General features: G+C 76.2%; 12 protein-coding genes. 8 read left to right on the top strand and 4 right to left on the bottom strand.

Annotated elements, in window-relative coordinates; all coding sequences use genetic code 11:
- Window positions 1-127 precede the first annotated feature (127 nt).
- Window positions 128-601: a VOC family protein gene (locus OOK34_RS25915; protein WP_267036258.1), complete on the top strand. Its 474-nt coding sequence runs from the start codon at window positions 128-130 to the stop codon at window positions 599-601.
- A gap of 6 nt (window positions 602-607) precedes the next feature.
- On the opposite strand, the gene OOK34_RS25910 is transcribed toward OOK34_RS25915, so the two are convergent.
- Entirely contained in the window at window positions 608-1,663 is a 1,056-nt protein-coding gene (locus OOK34_RS25910; protein ID WP_267036257.1) for an NAD(P)/FAD-dependent oxidoreductase, read from the bottom strand.
- 93 nt (window positions 1,664-1,756) lie between these two features.
- Between OOK34_RS25910 and OOK34_RS25905 the strand changes: the two genes are divergently transcribed.
- Both OOK34_RS25905 and OOK34_RS25900 read left to right on the top strand, forming a co-directional pair.
- Window positions 1,757-2,362 (top strand): TetR/AcrR family transcriptional regulator, encoded by a 606-nt coding sequence (locus OOK34_RS25905; protein WP_267036256.1) that lies wholly within the window; start codon window positions 1,757-1,759, stop codon window positions 2,360-2,362.
- The gene (locus OOK34_RS25900; protein WP_267036255.1) at window positions 2,359-3,279 is read left to right on the top strand and encodes an ADP-ribosylglycohydrolase family protein; all 921 of its coding nucleotides are present in this window, start codon (window positions 2,359-2,361) and stop codon (window positions 3,277-3,279) included. Before OOK34_RS25905 ends, OOK34_RS25900 begins: the two co-directional genes overlap by 4 nt.
- 17 nt (window positions 3,280-3,296) lie before the next feature.
- Here OOK34_RS25900 and OOK34_RS25895 read toward each other — a convergent pair whose 3' ends face one another.
- Together OOK34_RS25895 and OOK34_RS25890 are read right to left on the bottom strand one after the other, a co-directional pair.
- Window positions 3,297-4,550, bottom strand: coding sequence for a hypothetical protein (locus OOK34_RS25895; RefSeq protein ID WP_267036254.1), 1,254 nt, complete (start codon window positions 4,548-4,550; stop codon window positions 3,297-3,299).
- Window positions 4,551-4,640: 90 nt separating this feature from the next.
- Window positions 4,641-5,435 carry a glutamate racemase gene (locus OOK34_RS25890; protein WP_267036253.1) on the bottom strand — a complete coding sequence of 265 codons (795 nt, stop codon included), beginning with the start codon at window positions 5,433-5,435 and terminating at the stop codon, window positions 4,641-4,643.
- A gap of 517 nt (window positions 5,436-5,952) precedes the next feature.
- Between OOK34_RS25890 and OOK34_RS25885 the strand changes: the two genes are divergently transcribed.
- The 5 genes from OOK34_RS25885 to OOK34_RS25865 all read left to right on the top strand — a co-directional run bounded on the left by OOK34_RS25885 (window position 5,953) and on the right by OOK34_RS25865 (window position 12,353).
- Window positions 5,953-7,137, top strand: a complete 1,185-nt coding sequence (locus OOK34_RS25885) for a glycosyltransferase (protein ID WP_267036252.1) — start codon at window positions 5,953-5,955, stop codon at window positions 7,135-7,137.
- A gap of 266 nt (window positions 7,138-7,403) precedes the next feature.
- Window positions 7,404-7,916: a DUF6643 family protein gene (locus OOK34_RS25880; RefSeq protein ID WP_267036251.1), complete on the top strand. Its 513-nt coding sequence runs from the start codon at window positions 7,404-7,406 to the stop codon at window positions 7,914-7,916.
- Window positions 7,917-7,998: 82 nt separating this feature from the next.
- Window positions 7,999-8,826 carry an MOSC domain-containing protein gene (locus OOK34_RS25875; protein WP_267036250.1) on the top strand — a complete coding sequence of 276 codons (828 nt, stop codon included), beginning with the start codon at window positions 7,999-8,001 and terminating at the stop codon, window positions 8,824-8,826.
- Between the two features lie 275 nt (window positions 8,827-9,101).
- Window positions 9,102-9,713: a hypothetical protein gene (locus tag OOK34_RS25870; RefSeq protein WP_267036249.1), complete on the top strand. Its 612-nt coding sequence runs from the start codon at window positions 9,102-9,104 to the stop codon at window positions 9,711-9,713.
- A 162-nt stretch (window positions 9,714-9,875) separates the two neighbouring features.
- Window positions 9,876-12,353, top strand: a complete 2,478-nt coding sequence (locus tag OOK34_RS25865; protein ID WP_267036248.1) for a right-handed parallel beta-helix repeat-containing protein — start codon at window positions 9,876-9,878, stop codon at window positions 12,351-12,353.
- Here the strand turns inward: OOK34_RS25865 and OOK34_RS25860 are convergent.
- Complete coding sequence (locus OOK34_RS25860) at window positions 12,304-14,691, bottom strand: hypothetical protein (RefSeq protein ID WP_267036247.1); 2,388 nt, start codon at window positions 14,689-14,691, stop codon at window positions 12,304-12,306. The two genes, OOK34_RS25865 and OOK34_RS25860, sit on opposite strands and share 50 nt — an antisense overlap.
- Window positions 14,692-15,081 lie beyond the last annotated feature (390 nt).

The raw sequence follows: 15,081 nt of genomic DNA, 5'->3' as shown, positions 1-15,081 counted from the left end.
AGCAGCAGCGTACTCACGTTCCGCATGTCCGCCACCACCTCTGCGCCCACTCGGCGCATCGCCCTTCGCGCAATGGCGCCTGCCCACGCTTGACCTCGACCAAACTTGAGGTTCTACGGTCGTGTGCATGACGAATCAGACGCATCACGACGCATCCCGGATCGTTCCCGAGCGCTACCGCACCGCGGTGGTTCCGCACATCATGGTGGCCGACGCGGACGCCGCGCTCTCCTTCTACACCCGGGCCTTCGGCGCGGTCGAGGACTTCCGCCTCGACGCCCCGGGCGGCGGGGTGCTGCACGCCGAGATCCGGATCGGCGAGGCGGTCCTGATGCTCGGCGACGCCGACGGGGGCCCCTTCTCCTCGCCCGCCGCGCTCGGCGGAACCTCGGCCGCCCTGCACGTGTACGTCCCGGACGTGGACGCCCTGGTACGGACGGCCGTGGCGGCCGGCGCGGAGCTGCTACAGGAGCCGGCCGACCAGTTCCACGGCGACCGCACCGCAGTCCTCCGCGACCCGTCCGGCCACGTCTGGGTGTTCCTGACCCACCTGGAGGACGTCTCCGGGGAGGAACTGGCGGCCCGGCTGGCCGGAGCCTAGGTCGGCCTAGCCGGGCAGGAGGCGCACCAGGGCGTCGCGGAGGCGGGGGCGGCGGGTGGTCGCGAAACGGTGCAGGGTCCTGGAGCCGAGGGCCACGCGCTGCGCGCTGCGGCGGCGTTCGGCGTCGTACGCGCGCAGGGCGGCGGGCAGGGCGGCCCGGCCGTGGGCGGCGACGGCGCGGGTGAGGGCCTCGGCGTCGAGGAGGGCGGTGCAGGCGCCCTGGCCGAGGTTGGGGGTCATGGCGTGCGCGGCGTCCCCGACGAGGGCGATCCGTCCGGCGGCGACGAAGGCGGGGAGCGCCGGGTGGAGGTGGCGCATCTCGTACCGGATCCAGGTCGCGGGGTCGGTGTGGGCGAGCACGCGCGGGATCGGGTCGTGCCAGCCGGCGAAGGCGGCCCGCAGTTCCCCGGCGGTGGTGGCCTCGGGGACGGTGGCGTACCAGTTGGTGCGGCCCGGTTCGACGGGGGTCATCCCGAAGAAGCGGCCCTCGCCCCAGGTCTCCCCGTGGATCGCGGTCTCGAAGCCGGCGATGCCGATCCAGGCGACGCCGCCGATGGCGCGCACGCCGCTGCGGGCGCCGAAGTGTGCGGTGCGGACGGTGCTGTGGATGCCGTCGGCGCCGACGACGAGGTCGGCCCCGAGGGTCCGGGGGTCGGTGAGCCGCTGCCCGTACTCGACGGCGGCGCCGAGCCGGTCGAGTTCGGCGTGCAGCGCGTCGATCAGGTGGGGCCGGGCGATGAGGAGTTCGGGGCGGCCGGCCTTGCGCTCGATGCGCTCGAGGGGGAGGGCGGCGAGCACCGTGCCGTCCGGACGGCGGACGTGGGCCCTGCGGTACGGGACCGCCCGCGTGCGCAGGGCCTCGCCGAGGCCGAGCCGGTCGAGGGCGGACTGGGCGGTGGGGTGGATCCCGAAGGCGGTGCCGTAGCGATCCGGGGCGGTCCGGCCCTCCAGGACGCGCACGGACCAGCCCGCGCGGCGCAGCCCGATGGCGGTGGCGAGCCCGCCGACGCCCGCACCGACGACCACGGCCGTGCCGCTCTCGTCGTTCCTGCCGTTGTCCATGGCATGCCCCTCGATCCGTCGGAAGAAGCCAACCGTTCCACCACAACCGTGGTACCCCATCCGTGGTACCACGGTTGTGGTTATCCTGACAAGGTGAATCAGGACCGGAGGGACCGGCTGCGCGACGCGGCCGTGGCGGTGCTGGCCGACGCGGGCGGGCGCGGACTCACCCACCGGGCCGTCGACGCCGCCGCCGACGTGCCGCTGGGCACGGCCAAGAACTACTTCCCGAGCCGCGACGCGCTGCTGCGGGCCGTGGCCGAACGCTGCCTGGAGCAGTACCGGGCCCTGGCCGCGGCCCTGGCGGGCGCCGGGCCGGGTCCGTCCGACCGGGCGGGGCTGGCCGCCCTGCTGGCCGGGCTGCTGCGGGACGTGGCCGGGCCCGGGCGGCCGCGCATGCTGGCCTACCTGGAGCTGCTGACCGAGGCCGCCCGGCGGCCCTGGCTGGCGGCGCTGCTGGACCCGATCGCCGCCGGCGACTTCGCCGCGTACGGGTCCCTGCTGGCCGGAGCCGGTCTCCCCGCCGGGCCGCAGCAGGCCCGCGCCCTGACCCTCGGGCTGCACGGGGCGCTCCCCCACCTGCTGGCGGGGGGCCCCGAGACCCTGGCCGCGGCCGGGCTCGACGACCTCGACGGCTTCACGCGCGCCCTGCTGGCGGCCGTGTGCCCCGAGGCCGTGTGCCCCGAGGAGGGCCCGTGACCACACGGCTGGACCGGGCCGTGGGAGCCGTACTGGGCTCGGCGGCGGGGGACGCGCTGGGGGCTCCGTACGAGTTCGGGCCGGCGGGGCAGCTCAGCGCGCGGGGCGAGGAGATGCGCGGGGGCGGCGGCTGGGATCCGGGCGAGGCGACGGACGACACCCAGATGGCGGTCCTCGTCGGCGAGTCCCTGCTGGAGCACGGCGGACTCGAACTCCCCGACGTCTTCTGGCGGTTCCAGCGCTGGGCCGCCGGCCGGCCCAAGGACATCGGCCTCCAGACCGAGGACGTGCTGACCAACGGCCAGCCCTGGGACCTGGCGGCCGCACTGCACTTCCAGATCAACGCGCGGGCGGCGGGCAATGGTTCCCTGATGCGCGCCGCCACCTCGGCGGTGTACTTCGCGCCCGCCGGACGGGAGGCCTCCATGGACGCCGCCCGGCGGATCGCCGCCCTCACCCACGGTGACCGGGCCGCCTGGGAGGGCACCGCCCTCCTGCACGAGCTCGTACGGGTGGCCCTGGACGGCGGGGATCCGGTGGCCGCGCTCCCGGACGCGCTGGGCTCGGTGCACCCGGACCACCGCGACCGGTACGCCCGGGTGCTCGCCGCCGACTGGCACCCGGACCGGGCCACGGAGTTCAACGGGGCGGTGTGGCCCTGCCTGGGCTCGGCGGTGTGGGCGCTGCGGACGACCACCGGGTTCGCCGGGGCCGTACGGGCCGCCGTGGACCTGGGCGGGGACACCGACACGGTCGCCGCGGTGACCGGGACCCTGGCCGGCGCCGTGTACGGGCAGGGGGCGGTCCCGGAACACTGGACCGCCCCGCTGCACGTACCGCTGCCCGGCTTCGGCGACCGGGTCCTGGACGCGGAGGCGCTGCGGGCCCTGGCCCGGCGGCTCGCGGACGCCGCCTGACACCGGGGGCGGTGGGATCAGCCGCAGCCGCAGCCTCCGCAGCCACCACCACCGTCACCGCCGCACCCTCCGCCACCACCACCGCCACAGCCGGCGGCGGTCGTTCCGGCGGTCCCCGTCGCCGTGGCCCGCTTGCTGGTGCGGGCGCTCTGCTGCCGGGCCCGCTCCTGCTCCCGCCGGCGCGCCTCCGCGTGCACCCGCCACCCCTCGGAGCTCTCGCGGTAGGAGACGCCGGCCGGGCTCCACCGGCCGAGGCGGTGGTGGCGGCGGGGCAGCAGGGGGGCGGCCGTGACGCGGGAGGCGATGCTGTGGCCGTCGTTGACGGCGCACTCCAGGACGGCCTCGGCGCCCTCGCACGGCGCTCCGTAGAGCACCGCCTCGAAGGGCTCGGCGCGGGCGTCTATGTCGTGCTGGCCGGGCAGGGGCGGCCCGTCCGCCCCCCGGGCCAGCAGCCGCGCCCAGGGGATGGCGTCCTGGCGCCCGGGCCGGAAGGGGATCAGGGGCCGGCCCGCCGTGTCGTCGGCGTCCGGGAGCAGCCAGTGGTGCCCGGAGGGGGAGATGCGTACGCCGACGACGAAGGCGGGCTGGTCCTCCTCGTACAGCCGCCGCACGGCCCGGTCGGCGGTCCAGCCCCAGCCCAGGAGCGTGCTCCCGAGCACCAGCAGCACCAGGGCCCAGCGCTGCTGGCCGACGGCGTCGTACGGGAGCTCCCCGGCGCTCACCCCGAGGTCCTCGACGAGGCCGTCCACGAGGATGCCGACGGCGAAGAGGCACAGGAGGGCCCCGATGATGATCCGCGTGTTGCCGCGCCGCTCGTGCCCGGACGGCAGCCGGGCCGGCAGCGGGAAGCGGGCCGGTCCGGCCGCGGTGAGGGCCAGCCGCTCCTGCCGGCGGCGGGCCCGCAGGCGCAGCAGCGCCCCGGCCAGCGCCCACAGCGACCCCAGGAACACCAGGACGTACCCGGCGCCACCGGTCAGGGAGGCGGCCGATGCGACCACGAGCACGGCGGCGGACACCGCCGCCGCGGCCGGCACGAACCGGTACCACAGGGGCAGCGCCACCAGCAGGACCGCTGCGGGATAGGCCCGCCACTGCGTGCCCACCGGCTGGGCGGGCCCCTCGTCGCCGAGGATCAGTACGAGCGAGACGGTTACCAGGACACCGAGGAGCCAACTCCCCGCAGCAGGGGCGAAGAAGAGCGGCGCGCGGGCCTTGCGCCAGCGCTCGGACTCCTCAACACCCCATGTCCGCACATCACTTGCCGGTCTCACCCCGGCGGGAAGGTGCTTGGCATAGGCAATCACAGAGCCAGTATGCGAGCCGGACCCGCCCGGTGGAACTGCCTTTCGCCGCCCGCCCCGTCAGTGCTGGTGGGCCTGCTCCCGCTCGGCGAGCAGCCGGCCTTCGGCGTAGCCGAGGGCGGCGGCCGACAGTGCGGAGGTCCGCCCGCTGTGCAGTACGGTCAGCCCGCCCGTGCGGGGCAGCCCCGGCTCGGGCTCGAGGCCGATACGGCGCAGCGCCTGTACGGCGACGGCCTCGGCGGAGCCGTGGAACCGCAGCTCCGCTCCCCCGGAGCGTGCGGCGAGGGCGGCGCGGATGAGCTCCTCGACGAGCTCGTAGTGCGTGCAGCCGAGGACCACGTCCGTGACGTCGGCCGGGGTGAGCTCGGCGGCGGCCGAGACGGCGCGGACGACGGCCGCCTCGTCCCCGGCATCGACCGCGTCGGCCAGACCGGGGCAGGGCACTTCGGTGACCGGGACCCCGGCGGCGAAGTCGCGGATCAGTCCGCGCTGGTACGGGCTGCCGGTGGTGGCGGGGGTGGCCCAGATCGCCACCCGCCCGCCGGCGGCCGCGGCGGGCTTGATCGCCGGCACGGTGCCGATGACGGGGATACCGGGCTCCAGCTCGCCCCGCAGGGTGGCCAGGGAGTGGACGGAGGCGGTGTTGCAGGCCACGATCAGCGCGTCCGGGCGCAGCGCGGCGGCGGCCAGGGCGACGGCTCGGGCCCGCTCGGTGAGGTCGGCGGGGGTGCGGGGCCCCCAGGGCATCCCGTCGGGGTCGGAGGACAGCAGCAGATCGGCGTCGGGCCGCAGCCGACGCGTCGCGGCGGCCGCAGCGAGGAGGCCGATTCCCGAGTCCATGAGCGCGATCTTCACCCGGTCACCTTAGTCGACACCCCCACCCCACCCACGAATCCAAGCCCGATTCCCCCCACCACCCGGCCCGGGGGCGCAGCCCCGTGCGGGGCCCGGGGCAGGGGTCGGGGCTGAGGTCGGGGCTGGGCCCTGGCTGGGTGGGGGGCGGGGCCCGGGGCGCAGCCCGGGCAGACGTCGGGGCGCAGCCCCGTGCGGGCCCGGGGCCGGGGTCGGGGCTGGGCCCGGGGCGGGGGTCGGGGCGCAGCCCTGGCTGGGTGGGGGGCGGACGTCGGGGCGCAGCCCCGGCTGGGGTCGGGGCGCAGCCTGGGGGCGCAGCCCCGTGCGGGCCCGGGGCGCAGCCCCGGTTTCGGGAAGGGGCGGGGTGGGGGATAGCCCCGCAGGGCCACCGCCCCGCCCCGCGCGGCGCCCCCGGCCGGAACCGGCTGGGGCCCGCCCACCGGCCCGCCCGGAACCCGGCTCGCCCGGAACCCGGCCCGGACACGCGACACGCCCCGCAGGGTTCGGCAACACTGCCGCAATGGGCCTCCTCCTCATCGCCGCCTACGCCTCCCTCGCCGCCTGGCTCTGGCTGACCCTCGCCCAGGGCATGTTCTGGCGCACCGACGTCCGCCTCCCCCCTCGCACCGCCCCGGCCCGCTGGCCGTCCGTGACCATCGTCGTCCCGGCCAGGGACGAGGCCGAGGTGCTCCCCCGCAGCCTGCCCTCCCTCCTCGCCCAGGACTATCCCGGCGAGGCGGAGATCGTCCTGGTCGACGACGGCAGCAGCGACGGCACGGCCGCCCTCGCCCGCCGGCTGGCCGCCGAGCAGCCCGGGCTCCCCCTGACCGTCGTCAGCCCCGAGGACCCCCCGCCCGGCTGGACCGGCAAGCTCTGGGCGCTGCGCCACGGGATCGCCCACGCCCGAAGGGCCACCACCGCCGGGCCCGAGTACCTGCTCCTCACCGACGCCGACATCGCCCACGAGCCGGACAGCCTGCGCGAACTGGTCGCCGCCGCGACCAGCGCCCGTCTCGACCTCGTCTCCCAGATGGCCCGGCTGCGCGTCGCAAGTTTCTGGGAGCGGCTCGTCGTACCGGCCTTCGTGTACTTCTTCGCCCAGCTGTACCCCTTCCGCCGGATCAACCGCCCCACCGCCCGGACCGCCGCGGCGGCCGGCGGCTGCGTGCTGCTCCGCACCGAGGCGGCCGTCCGCGCCGGGATCCCGGACTCCATCCGGCAGGCCGTCATCGACGACGTCTCCCTGGCCCGGGCCGTCCAGCGCTCCGGCGGGCGGATCTGGCTCGGGCTGGCGGAGCGGGTGGACAGCGTGCGCCCGTATCCCGCCCTCGGGGACCTCTGGCGGATGGTGTCCCGCAGCGCGTACACCCAACTGCGCCACCAGCCCCTGCTGCTGGCCGGGACGGTGGCCGGTCTGGCGCTGGTGTACCTCGTCCCCCCGGCGGCCCTGCTCGCGGGACTGGCGGGGCCGCCCTCGGCGGGAAGCACCGCCACGGCCTGGGCCGGGGGGCTCGCCTGGCTCTTGATGGCCGGGACCTACCTGCCGATGCTGCGCTACTACCGGCAGTCGGCCGTACTCGCCCCGCTACTGCCGTTCACCGCGCTGCTCTACCTCCTGATGACCGTCGACTCGGCCGTGCAGCACTACCGGGGGCGCGGCGCCGCCTGGAAGGGCCGTACCTATGCCCGGCCGAGCGACGCCTGAAACCACCAGGGCGGGGAAAGGCGGGAAAACCTCCGACTGAGGGGACGTCATCCGAGGTCACCGCCTTGTGACGCTGCGTCAGCCCGATATGCGTGCAACAGCCAACCGGCGAGTACGAGTAGGTTCAACTCGGGGCGCAAGTGACGAATCGTGCAGGTGAACGTCAAGTGAAAGCTGTGGCGCTGACCTGGGAATATGCAGGTCAGAGCGGTGTTGGCGGCACCTGGCTATGGACCCGGTGAAGTCGTGGGCTTAACTTGTCTCCCATGACCTCCCCCCGCTCCACTTATGGCGGCGGTTACTACTCCGCGCCCTCCTTCACGGACACCCCCATCTACGACTCCCTCGTCGCCGAACGCGGCACTCCGCAGATCGCTCCGATCCGCGTTCCGGCCGCCTACGAGTCCCCCAGTGCCGGTTACTCGAGCGGTGGATACCTGCCGGCCCTCGCGTCATCCATGCCCGCCCTGCCGCCCGCGGCGCCGCAGCAGCCGGCGCCCGCGTACGGGTACGGATACCAGCAGCAGGCGGTGCCCCAGCCGCAGCAGATGCCGGTTCCGCTTCAGCACGCGCCCGCCCCGTACATCCCGCAGCAACAGCAGCTCGCGGCCCGGGCGGGGTACATGCCGCAGCCCCAGCCGCAGCAGCCCCGCCCGGTCGCCATGGGCACCGGGTACGAGGCCATGCGCCCGGCGGCCCCGCGCCCGATGGCGGCTCCGGCGGCGGTCCCCTCGTACGAGGACCCGTACGGCCGCCCGTACCAGGGGCGCGGCTACTGACCGCGGCGCCGGCGCCCCGCACACCGTGTCCTGCGCACACGGCCGTTGGGGGGCCGGCGGGGGCAGCTGTCACAATGCCCCCATGTCGAAATTGTTCGTCCAGTCGCTCCACGTCCATCCCGTCAAGTCGGTAGCGGGGACTGCTCCCGACGAGATGACCGTGGAGCCCTGGGGGCCGGCCGGGGACCGGCGCTGGGCCGTGGTCGACACGGCGGGCGCGGTCATCACCCAGCGCCAGCAGGCGCGGCTGGCCCTGGCTTCTGCGCGTCCGCTGCCGGGCGGGCGGATCGAGCTGTCCGCGCCGGGCATGCCCGTTCTGGTCGTGGAGGTCCCGGAACCCGGCCCGCTGGAGCCGGTCGTCCTGTTCGGCAAGAAGATCGAGACGGTCGTCGCCTCGACCGGCGCGGCCGAGTGGTTCACCGCCTACCTCGGAGCGCCCGCGCGGCTCGTGCACATGGACGATCCGGCCGTTCGCCGGCCCGTGGACCCCGACTACGCGCTGCCCGGCGAGACCGTCAGCCTCGCCGACGCCTATCCGGTGCTCCTGACCACCAGCGCCTCGCTGGACGCCCTCAACGCGCTGATCGCCCAGGGCGACCATCCGGAGGAGGGCCCGCTGCCCATGAACCGGTTCCGGCCCAATCTGGTGGTCGGCGGACCGGCCGGGGCGTGGGCCGAGGACGGCTGGCGACGCATCGCGATCGGCGACGTCGTCTTCCGCGGGGTGCGCGAGTGCGGCCGCTGCATCGTCACGACCACCGACCAGCGGACGTCGGAGCGCGGGCGGGAACCGCTGAAGACCCTGGCCGGGCACCGGCGGATCGGGAAGTCGCTGGCCTTCGGGCGGCAGCTGGTACCGGTCGTCCCGGGCACGCTGCGGGTGGGCGACGAGGTACGCGTCCTGGAGTGACCGCGCCGCCACCGGACACGGAGCGCCCCACCCCCGCCGCTGACCACGGCGGGCAGGTGGAATGACACCTTCGAGGGGCTCGCGCTGTCCACTGGAACCAACCGGCCGCGTGGGGCCGTTGGAACAGGCAGGACGTGTGAGCACCCGTGGGTCCGGGAGCGCCGGATCGGGTGACACGGGTCCCGCGCGGCCCGGAATGCGCGTCCGCCGGGCAGGCGCGAGGCTGGGACGCGCAGGCAGACGAAGACCGGGCATGGGGCAGGGGGAGCCGGACCGTGCGGACAGCAATGGGTGTGTGGCGTTGGCGGCGCAATCCGCTGCGCCGGCCGACCGATCTCTTCGAGGCGTGGGTGGCGTTCGCCGCGCTGGTGTGCGTGCTGCTGGTGGCCCCGGCCGTCGGCTGGATGGCGGGCCTCCAGGTGGACGGGACCTTGCAGCGGGCCGCGCGCGAGCAGCGGCACGAGCGGTACCTGGTCCCGGCGGTGGTGGTCCGGCCCGAGCCGGGTGCGCCCGCCGGGGCGGCCGCCGATCCGTCCGCTCAGCGGCAGACGCCCGAGCGGAGCCGCATCGTGGCCGCGTGGACCGCGCCCGACGGCAGCAGCCACGAGGGCACGGTCCCGGCGGCGCAGGAACCGCCGCGCCCCGGCGACCGGTTCCGGATATGGACCGACATCCGGGGCCGGCTCGTGGGGCAGCCGCTCGACCCCTCCGCCGCCTCCTTCCACGCGGGCACGGCCGGCCTGGCCGCCGCGCTGACCGCGGCCGCGCTGGCGGAGACGCTGCGCCGGCTGGTCGTACGCAGGCTCATGCATCGGCGGTACATACGTCTGGACCGGGCGTGGGCGGCGGCCGGACCGGACTGGGGCCGGGCGGGCGCGGGCAGCTGACCTGGCAACTCACCGGCCCCGCGCGCGCTACCGTGGAGCCGGAGGCCGGTTCGGTCGCTCGGGCCGCTGTGAACGGCTCCGGCCGCTCGGGGCTCTTCGGTCGCTTCAGTCGCTTCCGCCGGTCCGGCAGCGCGAGTACGAGGGTGGGGGCGCGACAGCACGATGGCTCAGGGCACGGTCCAGGTGACGCACGGCGGGGCCTCGCGGTGGCGGCGGCGTTCCGGTGAGTATCCGACGCTGACCGCCGCGCTCGCCGCGGCGGGTGACGGCGACGTGCTGTCCATCGCCCCCGGCACCTACCGGGAGAACCTGGTCCTGCGTCATGCCGTCACCCTGCGCGGGCCCGAGGGCGCGGTGGCCGGGTCGGTGCGGATCGCCCCGCTCGACGGGGTCGCGCTGACGGTGCGCGCCTCGGCCGTAGTCCAGGACCTGTACCTGGAAGGGGCGGACCGGGCGGCGCCCGCGCTGCTCGTCGAGGAGGGCTCGCCCGAGCTCAGCGACCTGCGCGTGCACACCCGTTCGGCGTCCGGCATCGAGGTGCGCGGCGGGGCCCGGCCCCTGGTGCGCCGGTGCACGGTGGAGAATCCGGCCGGCGTGGGGATCTCCGTCCTGGACGGTGGCGGCGGCGTGTTCGAGGAGTGCGAGGTCGTGGCCGCGGGGCAGGCCGGCATCTCGGTGCGCGGCGGGCACCCCCGGCTGGAGCGCTGCCGGATCCACCACGCCGTCGGCGCGGGCATCGCGGTCACCGGCGAGGGCTCGGGCCTGGAGGCGCTGGGCTGCGAGGTGTACGAGATCAAGGGCACCGGTGTGCAGATCGCGGCGCGCGCCGAGGCCCGCCTCACCGACTGCGCGGTGCACCGTACCTCCGCCGACGGGGTCACCCTCGACACCGACGCGGTGCTGACCCTCGCCGGCTGCGACATCCACGACATCCCGGAGAACGCGGTGGACCTGCGCGCCCGTTCGGTGCTCACCCTCAGCCGCACCACGGTCCGCCGGTTCGGGCGCAACGGCCTGTCGGTGTGGGATCCGGGGACCCGGGTCGCCGCCGAGTCCTGCGAGATCCACGACAGTACGGGCGACTATCCGGCGGTGTGGATCAGCGACGGGGCCACCGTCTCCCTGGACTCCTGCCGGCTGCACGACGTGCCGGACGCGCTGTTCGTGCTGGACCGGGGCTCGCGCGTGGACGTGGTCGACAGCGACCTCTCACAGGTGCGCAACACCGCCGTCTCGGTGAGCGACGGAGCGACCGCGCAGCTCGACGACTGCCGGATCCGGGAGGCGGGCACCGGGGCGTGGTTCCGCGACCACGGCAGCGGCGGCACCCTCTCCAACTGCACCATCGACACCGTGCAGACGGGCGTGATCGTCACCAAGGGCGCCGACCCGTCCGTGGAGCGGTGCACGGTCACCTCCCCCGCCGAGGCGGGGTTCTACGTGTCAGCGGGCGGCCGGGGCACCTTCACGGCCTGCCGGGTGACGGGCAGTGCCGGTTTCGGCTTCCACGTCATCGACGGCTGCCGCACCTCCCTCACCCGGTGCCACACCGAGCGCTGCGCGCGCGGGGGTTACGAGTTCGCGGAGGACGGACCGCTCGCCGAGGAGTGCACCGGCGACGAGTCCGGGCCCCGGCAGGCCGCGCAGGCGGCGGGCGGCGCGCTCGCCGGGGCGCGGCCCGTGATGCCGGGGGCCCGTACGGCCACCGCGGCCCAGGGCCTCACGGGACAGGGCCTTGCGGGACAGACGCCGGCGCAGGCGGGGCAGGTGCCGGCCTCCCCGGCCGGGAGCCCGGCGGATGCCGCGGCGGCACCGGCGGCCCGCGGCTCGGGCGAGGTACTGGGCCAGCTCGACGCGCTGGTGGGGCTGGACAGCGTCAAACGCGAGGTGCGCGCCCTCACCGACATGATCGAGGTGGGGCGCAGGCGGCAGCAGGCGGGCCTGAAGGCGGCCTCGGTGCGCCGGCATCTGGTGTTCACGGGTTCCCCGGGCACCGGCAAGACCACCGTGGCCCGGCTCTACGGGGAGATCCTGGCCTCCCTCGGGGTGCTGGAGCGCGGCCACCTGGTCGAGGTGTCCCGGGTGGACCTGGTCGGCGAGCACATCGGGTCCACGGCGATCCGTACGCAGGAGGCGTTCGACCGGGCGCGCGGCGGGGTGCTGTTCATCGACGAGGCGTACGCGCTGGCCCCGGAGGATTCGGGCCGGGACTTCGGGCGCGAGGCGATCGACACGCTGGTCAAGCTCATGGAGGACCACCGGGACGCGGTGGTGGTGATCGTCGCCGGGTACACGGCGGAGATGGACCGGTTCCTGACGGTCAACCCGGGGGTGGCGTCCCGGTTCTCCCGCACCATCACCTTCGGGGACTACGGGCCGCAGGAGTTGCTGCGGATCGTGGAGCAGCAGGCGGAGGAGCACGAGTACCGGCTGGGCGAGGGCACCGGGAAGGCGCTGCTGGCGTACTTCACGGAGCTGCCCAAGGGCCCGGCCTTCGGCAACGGCCGCACCGCGCGCCAGACCTTCGAGGCGATGGTGGAGCGGCACGCGGGCCGGGTCGCGCAGCTGGCCGATCCGAGTACGGACGAGCTCACCCTGCTGTTCCCGGAGGATCTGCCGGCTCTGTCCGCGCCGTGCTGATCCGCTGGGCGGGAAGCTCCTTCGCGTCGTGTACGCCGGCCCGCGGGCCGGCGGCCAGCCGTGCGAGGAGTGCGTCGCGTTCGGCGTCGAAGGCCGGATCGGCCTGGTAGTCCCCGTGCCGGAGGATCGGCGCGGGCAGCGGGTGCCGGTGGCTGCGCCCGTAGGCGAGCGGATCGGCGAGCGGCCCCCGGTCCACGGGCCCACCGCTCTCGGCGCCTGCCGCGACGGGCCCGCCGATGGGGTCGGTGGCCCGCCACAGGTTGCGCCAGCAGTCGAGGTCCCGGTGCAGGGCGGTGAGCGGGCCGGGCCCGAAGTAGGCGGGGAACCAACGCCCGTAGAGGCGGGCCAGCGGGGAGCCGTAGGTCAGCAGCCCGACGCGGCGGCGGGCCTCGGGCGGCAGCTGCCAGACGGCGGCGGCCGCGAGCACACTGCCCTGGGAGTGCCCGGAGATGACGAGCCGGCCGCCGGTGCGGGCGGTCCAGCCGGTCATCCGCCAGGTCAGGTCGGGCACGGCCCGTTCCGCGTAGCAGGGCGGGGCGAAGGGGTGGGCGGCGCGCGGCCAGAAGGTGCCGACGTCCCAGAGGATGCCGATGGTGCGGCGGGCGGCGGGGTCCCGGTAGGCGCGGCGGCCCCAGGTGACGAAGGCGGCGATGCCGAGGCCGATGAGCCAGGACCCGGTGTCCTGCGCGGTACGGGCGGCGCCGCGGAGCAGCGGGTGGGCGCCGTGGGCGGCCTCGCCCGGCAGCTGCCCGGTCAGCCAGGCCCCGGCGAGGGCTCCGGCGCCGAGCAGCAGGGTGATCGCGCAGACGGCGCCCACGAACCAGGGCGCGGAGTCGGTGAGCGCGGCGGTGGCCCGCGCCCCGGCGATCCGGCGGCTGCGCGCGGGGTCGGGGACGGCCCCGGGGTACTCGGCGGCGACGGTGGCGGCGATCCGGCGGCGCGTGGCGGCGGCCCGGGCCCCGACCACGGCGGCGACCAGCGCCAGCGCGAGGAGCAGCGGCGGCAGGACGGCGGCCTGCCAGGACAGCAACACGGGCGGCCCGGGCAGCGGGGCGCCCGCCGCGCCGGGGGTGGCGCCGCCGTCGAGCCAGTCGGCGAAGCGCTGGGCGACCCCGCCGGACATGACCCCTCCCAGCGCGCAGCCGAGCAGGGCGGCGGCGGGCCCGCCCAGGCCTCCGAGGGCGGCGCCGGGGTCGGGGTCGGGCGCCCCGCGGTGGAGGCGGCGGGCGACGACGGCGAGGGCCAGCACGCAGCAGCCCTGGCCGAGCATGAGCACCCCGAAGGCGAAGTCACCCGGGAGCCGCCCCGCCGAGGTCCATGCGGGGCGGGACCAGGACGCGTACAGGAGCACGGCGGCGAGCAGCGCGAGGGCGCCGCCGGGCAGCAGGGTGACGGCGGCCCGGTCGAGCCGGTGGTCGGGCCGGGTCTCGGTGCGGCCGCGCCGGCAGACGGTCCAGACGACGGTGACGGCCCCGGCGGTGAGCAGCGCCTGCACCGCCCAGCCTGCGGCGAGCAGGGCGGGGCCGGTGGCGGCGGAGTCCCGGTCGTGGCGGAGGGCGGGCGCGGCGACGGCCAGGGCGACGGTCAGCAGCCCGGCGGCGGTGTGCGCGGCGCGCAGCCGGGCCACGATGCGCCGGCCGTACCAGAAGCCGGGCCGGCCGAGCGGCGGGGCGTCGCCGTCGCGGTCGTCCGCCTCGGCGGTGCCGGCGGGCGGCGGCTGGGACTCGTAGGCGCTCCAGGTGCGGGCCGACAGGAACCAGAGCAGCCCGGTGAGCGCGGCCGGGACGAGGGCGGCGAACGCGAGGCGCCGGCCGGGCTGCCCCCACCAGGTGCCGGGCCGCAGGAAGCCGAGCCAGGAACGGGAGGCCGTGCAGGCGGTGTTGCCGGCGCACTGCCAGGCGAGCAGGTCGAGCGCCACCTCGCAGGCGGCCGCGACGAGCAGCACGGTGAGGCTGAGGGCGAGGAGCCGGACGAGGAGCCCGTACGCACGCACCGCGCGCGGCGGCGGGCCGGCGGGCGCGGAGGCGGGGCGGGCCCAGTGGGCGAGGTTGGCCACCATGAAGGGCAGGAGCAGCAGCCACAGTGCGCGGGCGCCGTTGCCGGAGGTGAGCCGGGACCAGCAGTAGGCCTCGGGGACGGGCCGCCCGGCGTAACGGTCGGGGTGGGCCTCGGCGTCGGCGTCCTCGGCGCGACGGAAGACGGCGGCGGTGGAGTCCCCCGTGACCCGGACGGGGTGCGGATCGCCGAGCAGCTCGCCGGGGGAGGCTCCGGCGACTCCGTGCACGAGCAGCTCGAGGGCGAGCGGCGCGGTGGCTTCGGGGGCAGCGGGTTCCGGCATGGGGCCTCCGCGGTGGGGGCGGGGTAGGGGGTGTCTTGTGGGTCGGGCCGGATCAGGGAGCGGTGTCTGGTGCCGTGCATCGCAAGGCCGAGGAGGGAGTCAACGCGGTGGGGGCACCTCCCAGCGGTAGCTGGGGGACGTTGGCGACCGACGAGAACGCGGCGAGACGCGGCACCAGACACCGCGAGCCCGGCCTGGCCCACAAGACACCCCCTAGGAGCCGTTTCCAGCATGCCGCGCGGGGGCGCCGTCGCACAGACCCCGTACGCGTGATCCGTGCGGCGGCCGCGACGGGGGACATCTGACGGGGAGCCAGTTATGGTGGCGCGGCAACCGCGCGGCACGCCACACATGCCGCACACGCCACCCGCGCCGCACGCCACACCTCAG

Origin of the sequence: Streptomyces sp. NBC_00091 (genome assembly GCF_026343185.1) — a bacterium.
Classification (GTDB): Bacteria; Actinomycetota; Actinomycetes; order Streptomycetales; family Streptomycetaceae; genus Streptomyces.
The sequence above is the reverse complement of the archived record's forward strand: the minus strand, read 5'-3'. Positions and strand labels throughout refer to the sequence as shown.

What these genes read in the sequence shown, in the direction of transcription:
- OOK34_RS25915 (WP_267036258.1), top strand. Translation starts at nt 128, where the DNA reads ATGACGAATCAGACGCATCACGACGCATCCCGGATCGTTCCCGAGCGC.
- OOK34_RS25910 (WP_267036257.1), bottom strand. Translation starts at nt 1,663, where the DNA reads ATGGACAACGGCAGGAACGACGAGAGCGGCACGGCCGTGGTCGTCGGT.
- OOK34_RS25885 (WP_267036252.1), top strand. Translation starts at nt 5,953, where the DNA reads ATGGGCCTCCTCCTCATCGCCGCCTACGCCTCCCTCGCCGCCTGGCTC.
- OOK34_RS25880 (WP_267036251.1), top strand. Translation starts at nt 7,404, where the DNA reads ATGACCTCCCCCCGCTCCACTTATGGCGGCGGTTACTACTCCGCGCCC.
- OOK34_RS25860 (WP_267036247.1), bottom strand. Translation starts at nt 14,691, where the DNA reads ATGCCGGAACCCGCTGCCCCCGAAGCCACCGCGCCGCTCGCCCTCGAG.
- OOK34_RS25865 (WP_267036248.1), top strand. Translation starts at nt 9,876, where the DNA reads ATGGCTCAGGGCACGGTCCAGGTGACGCACGGCGGGGCCTCGCGGTGG.
- OOK34_RS25875 (WP_267036250.1), top strand. Translation starts at nt 7,999, where the DNA reads ATGTCGAAATTGTTCGTCCAGTCGCTCCACGTCCATCCCGTCAAGTCG.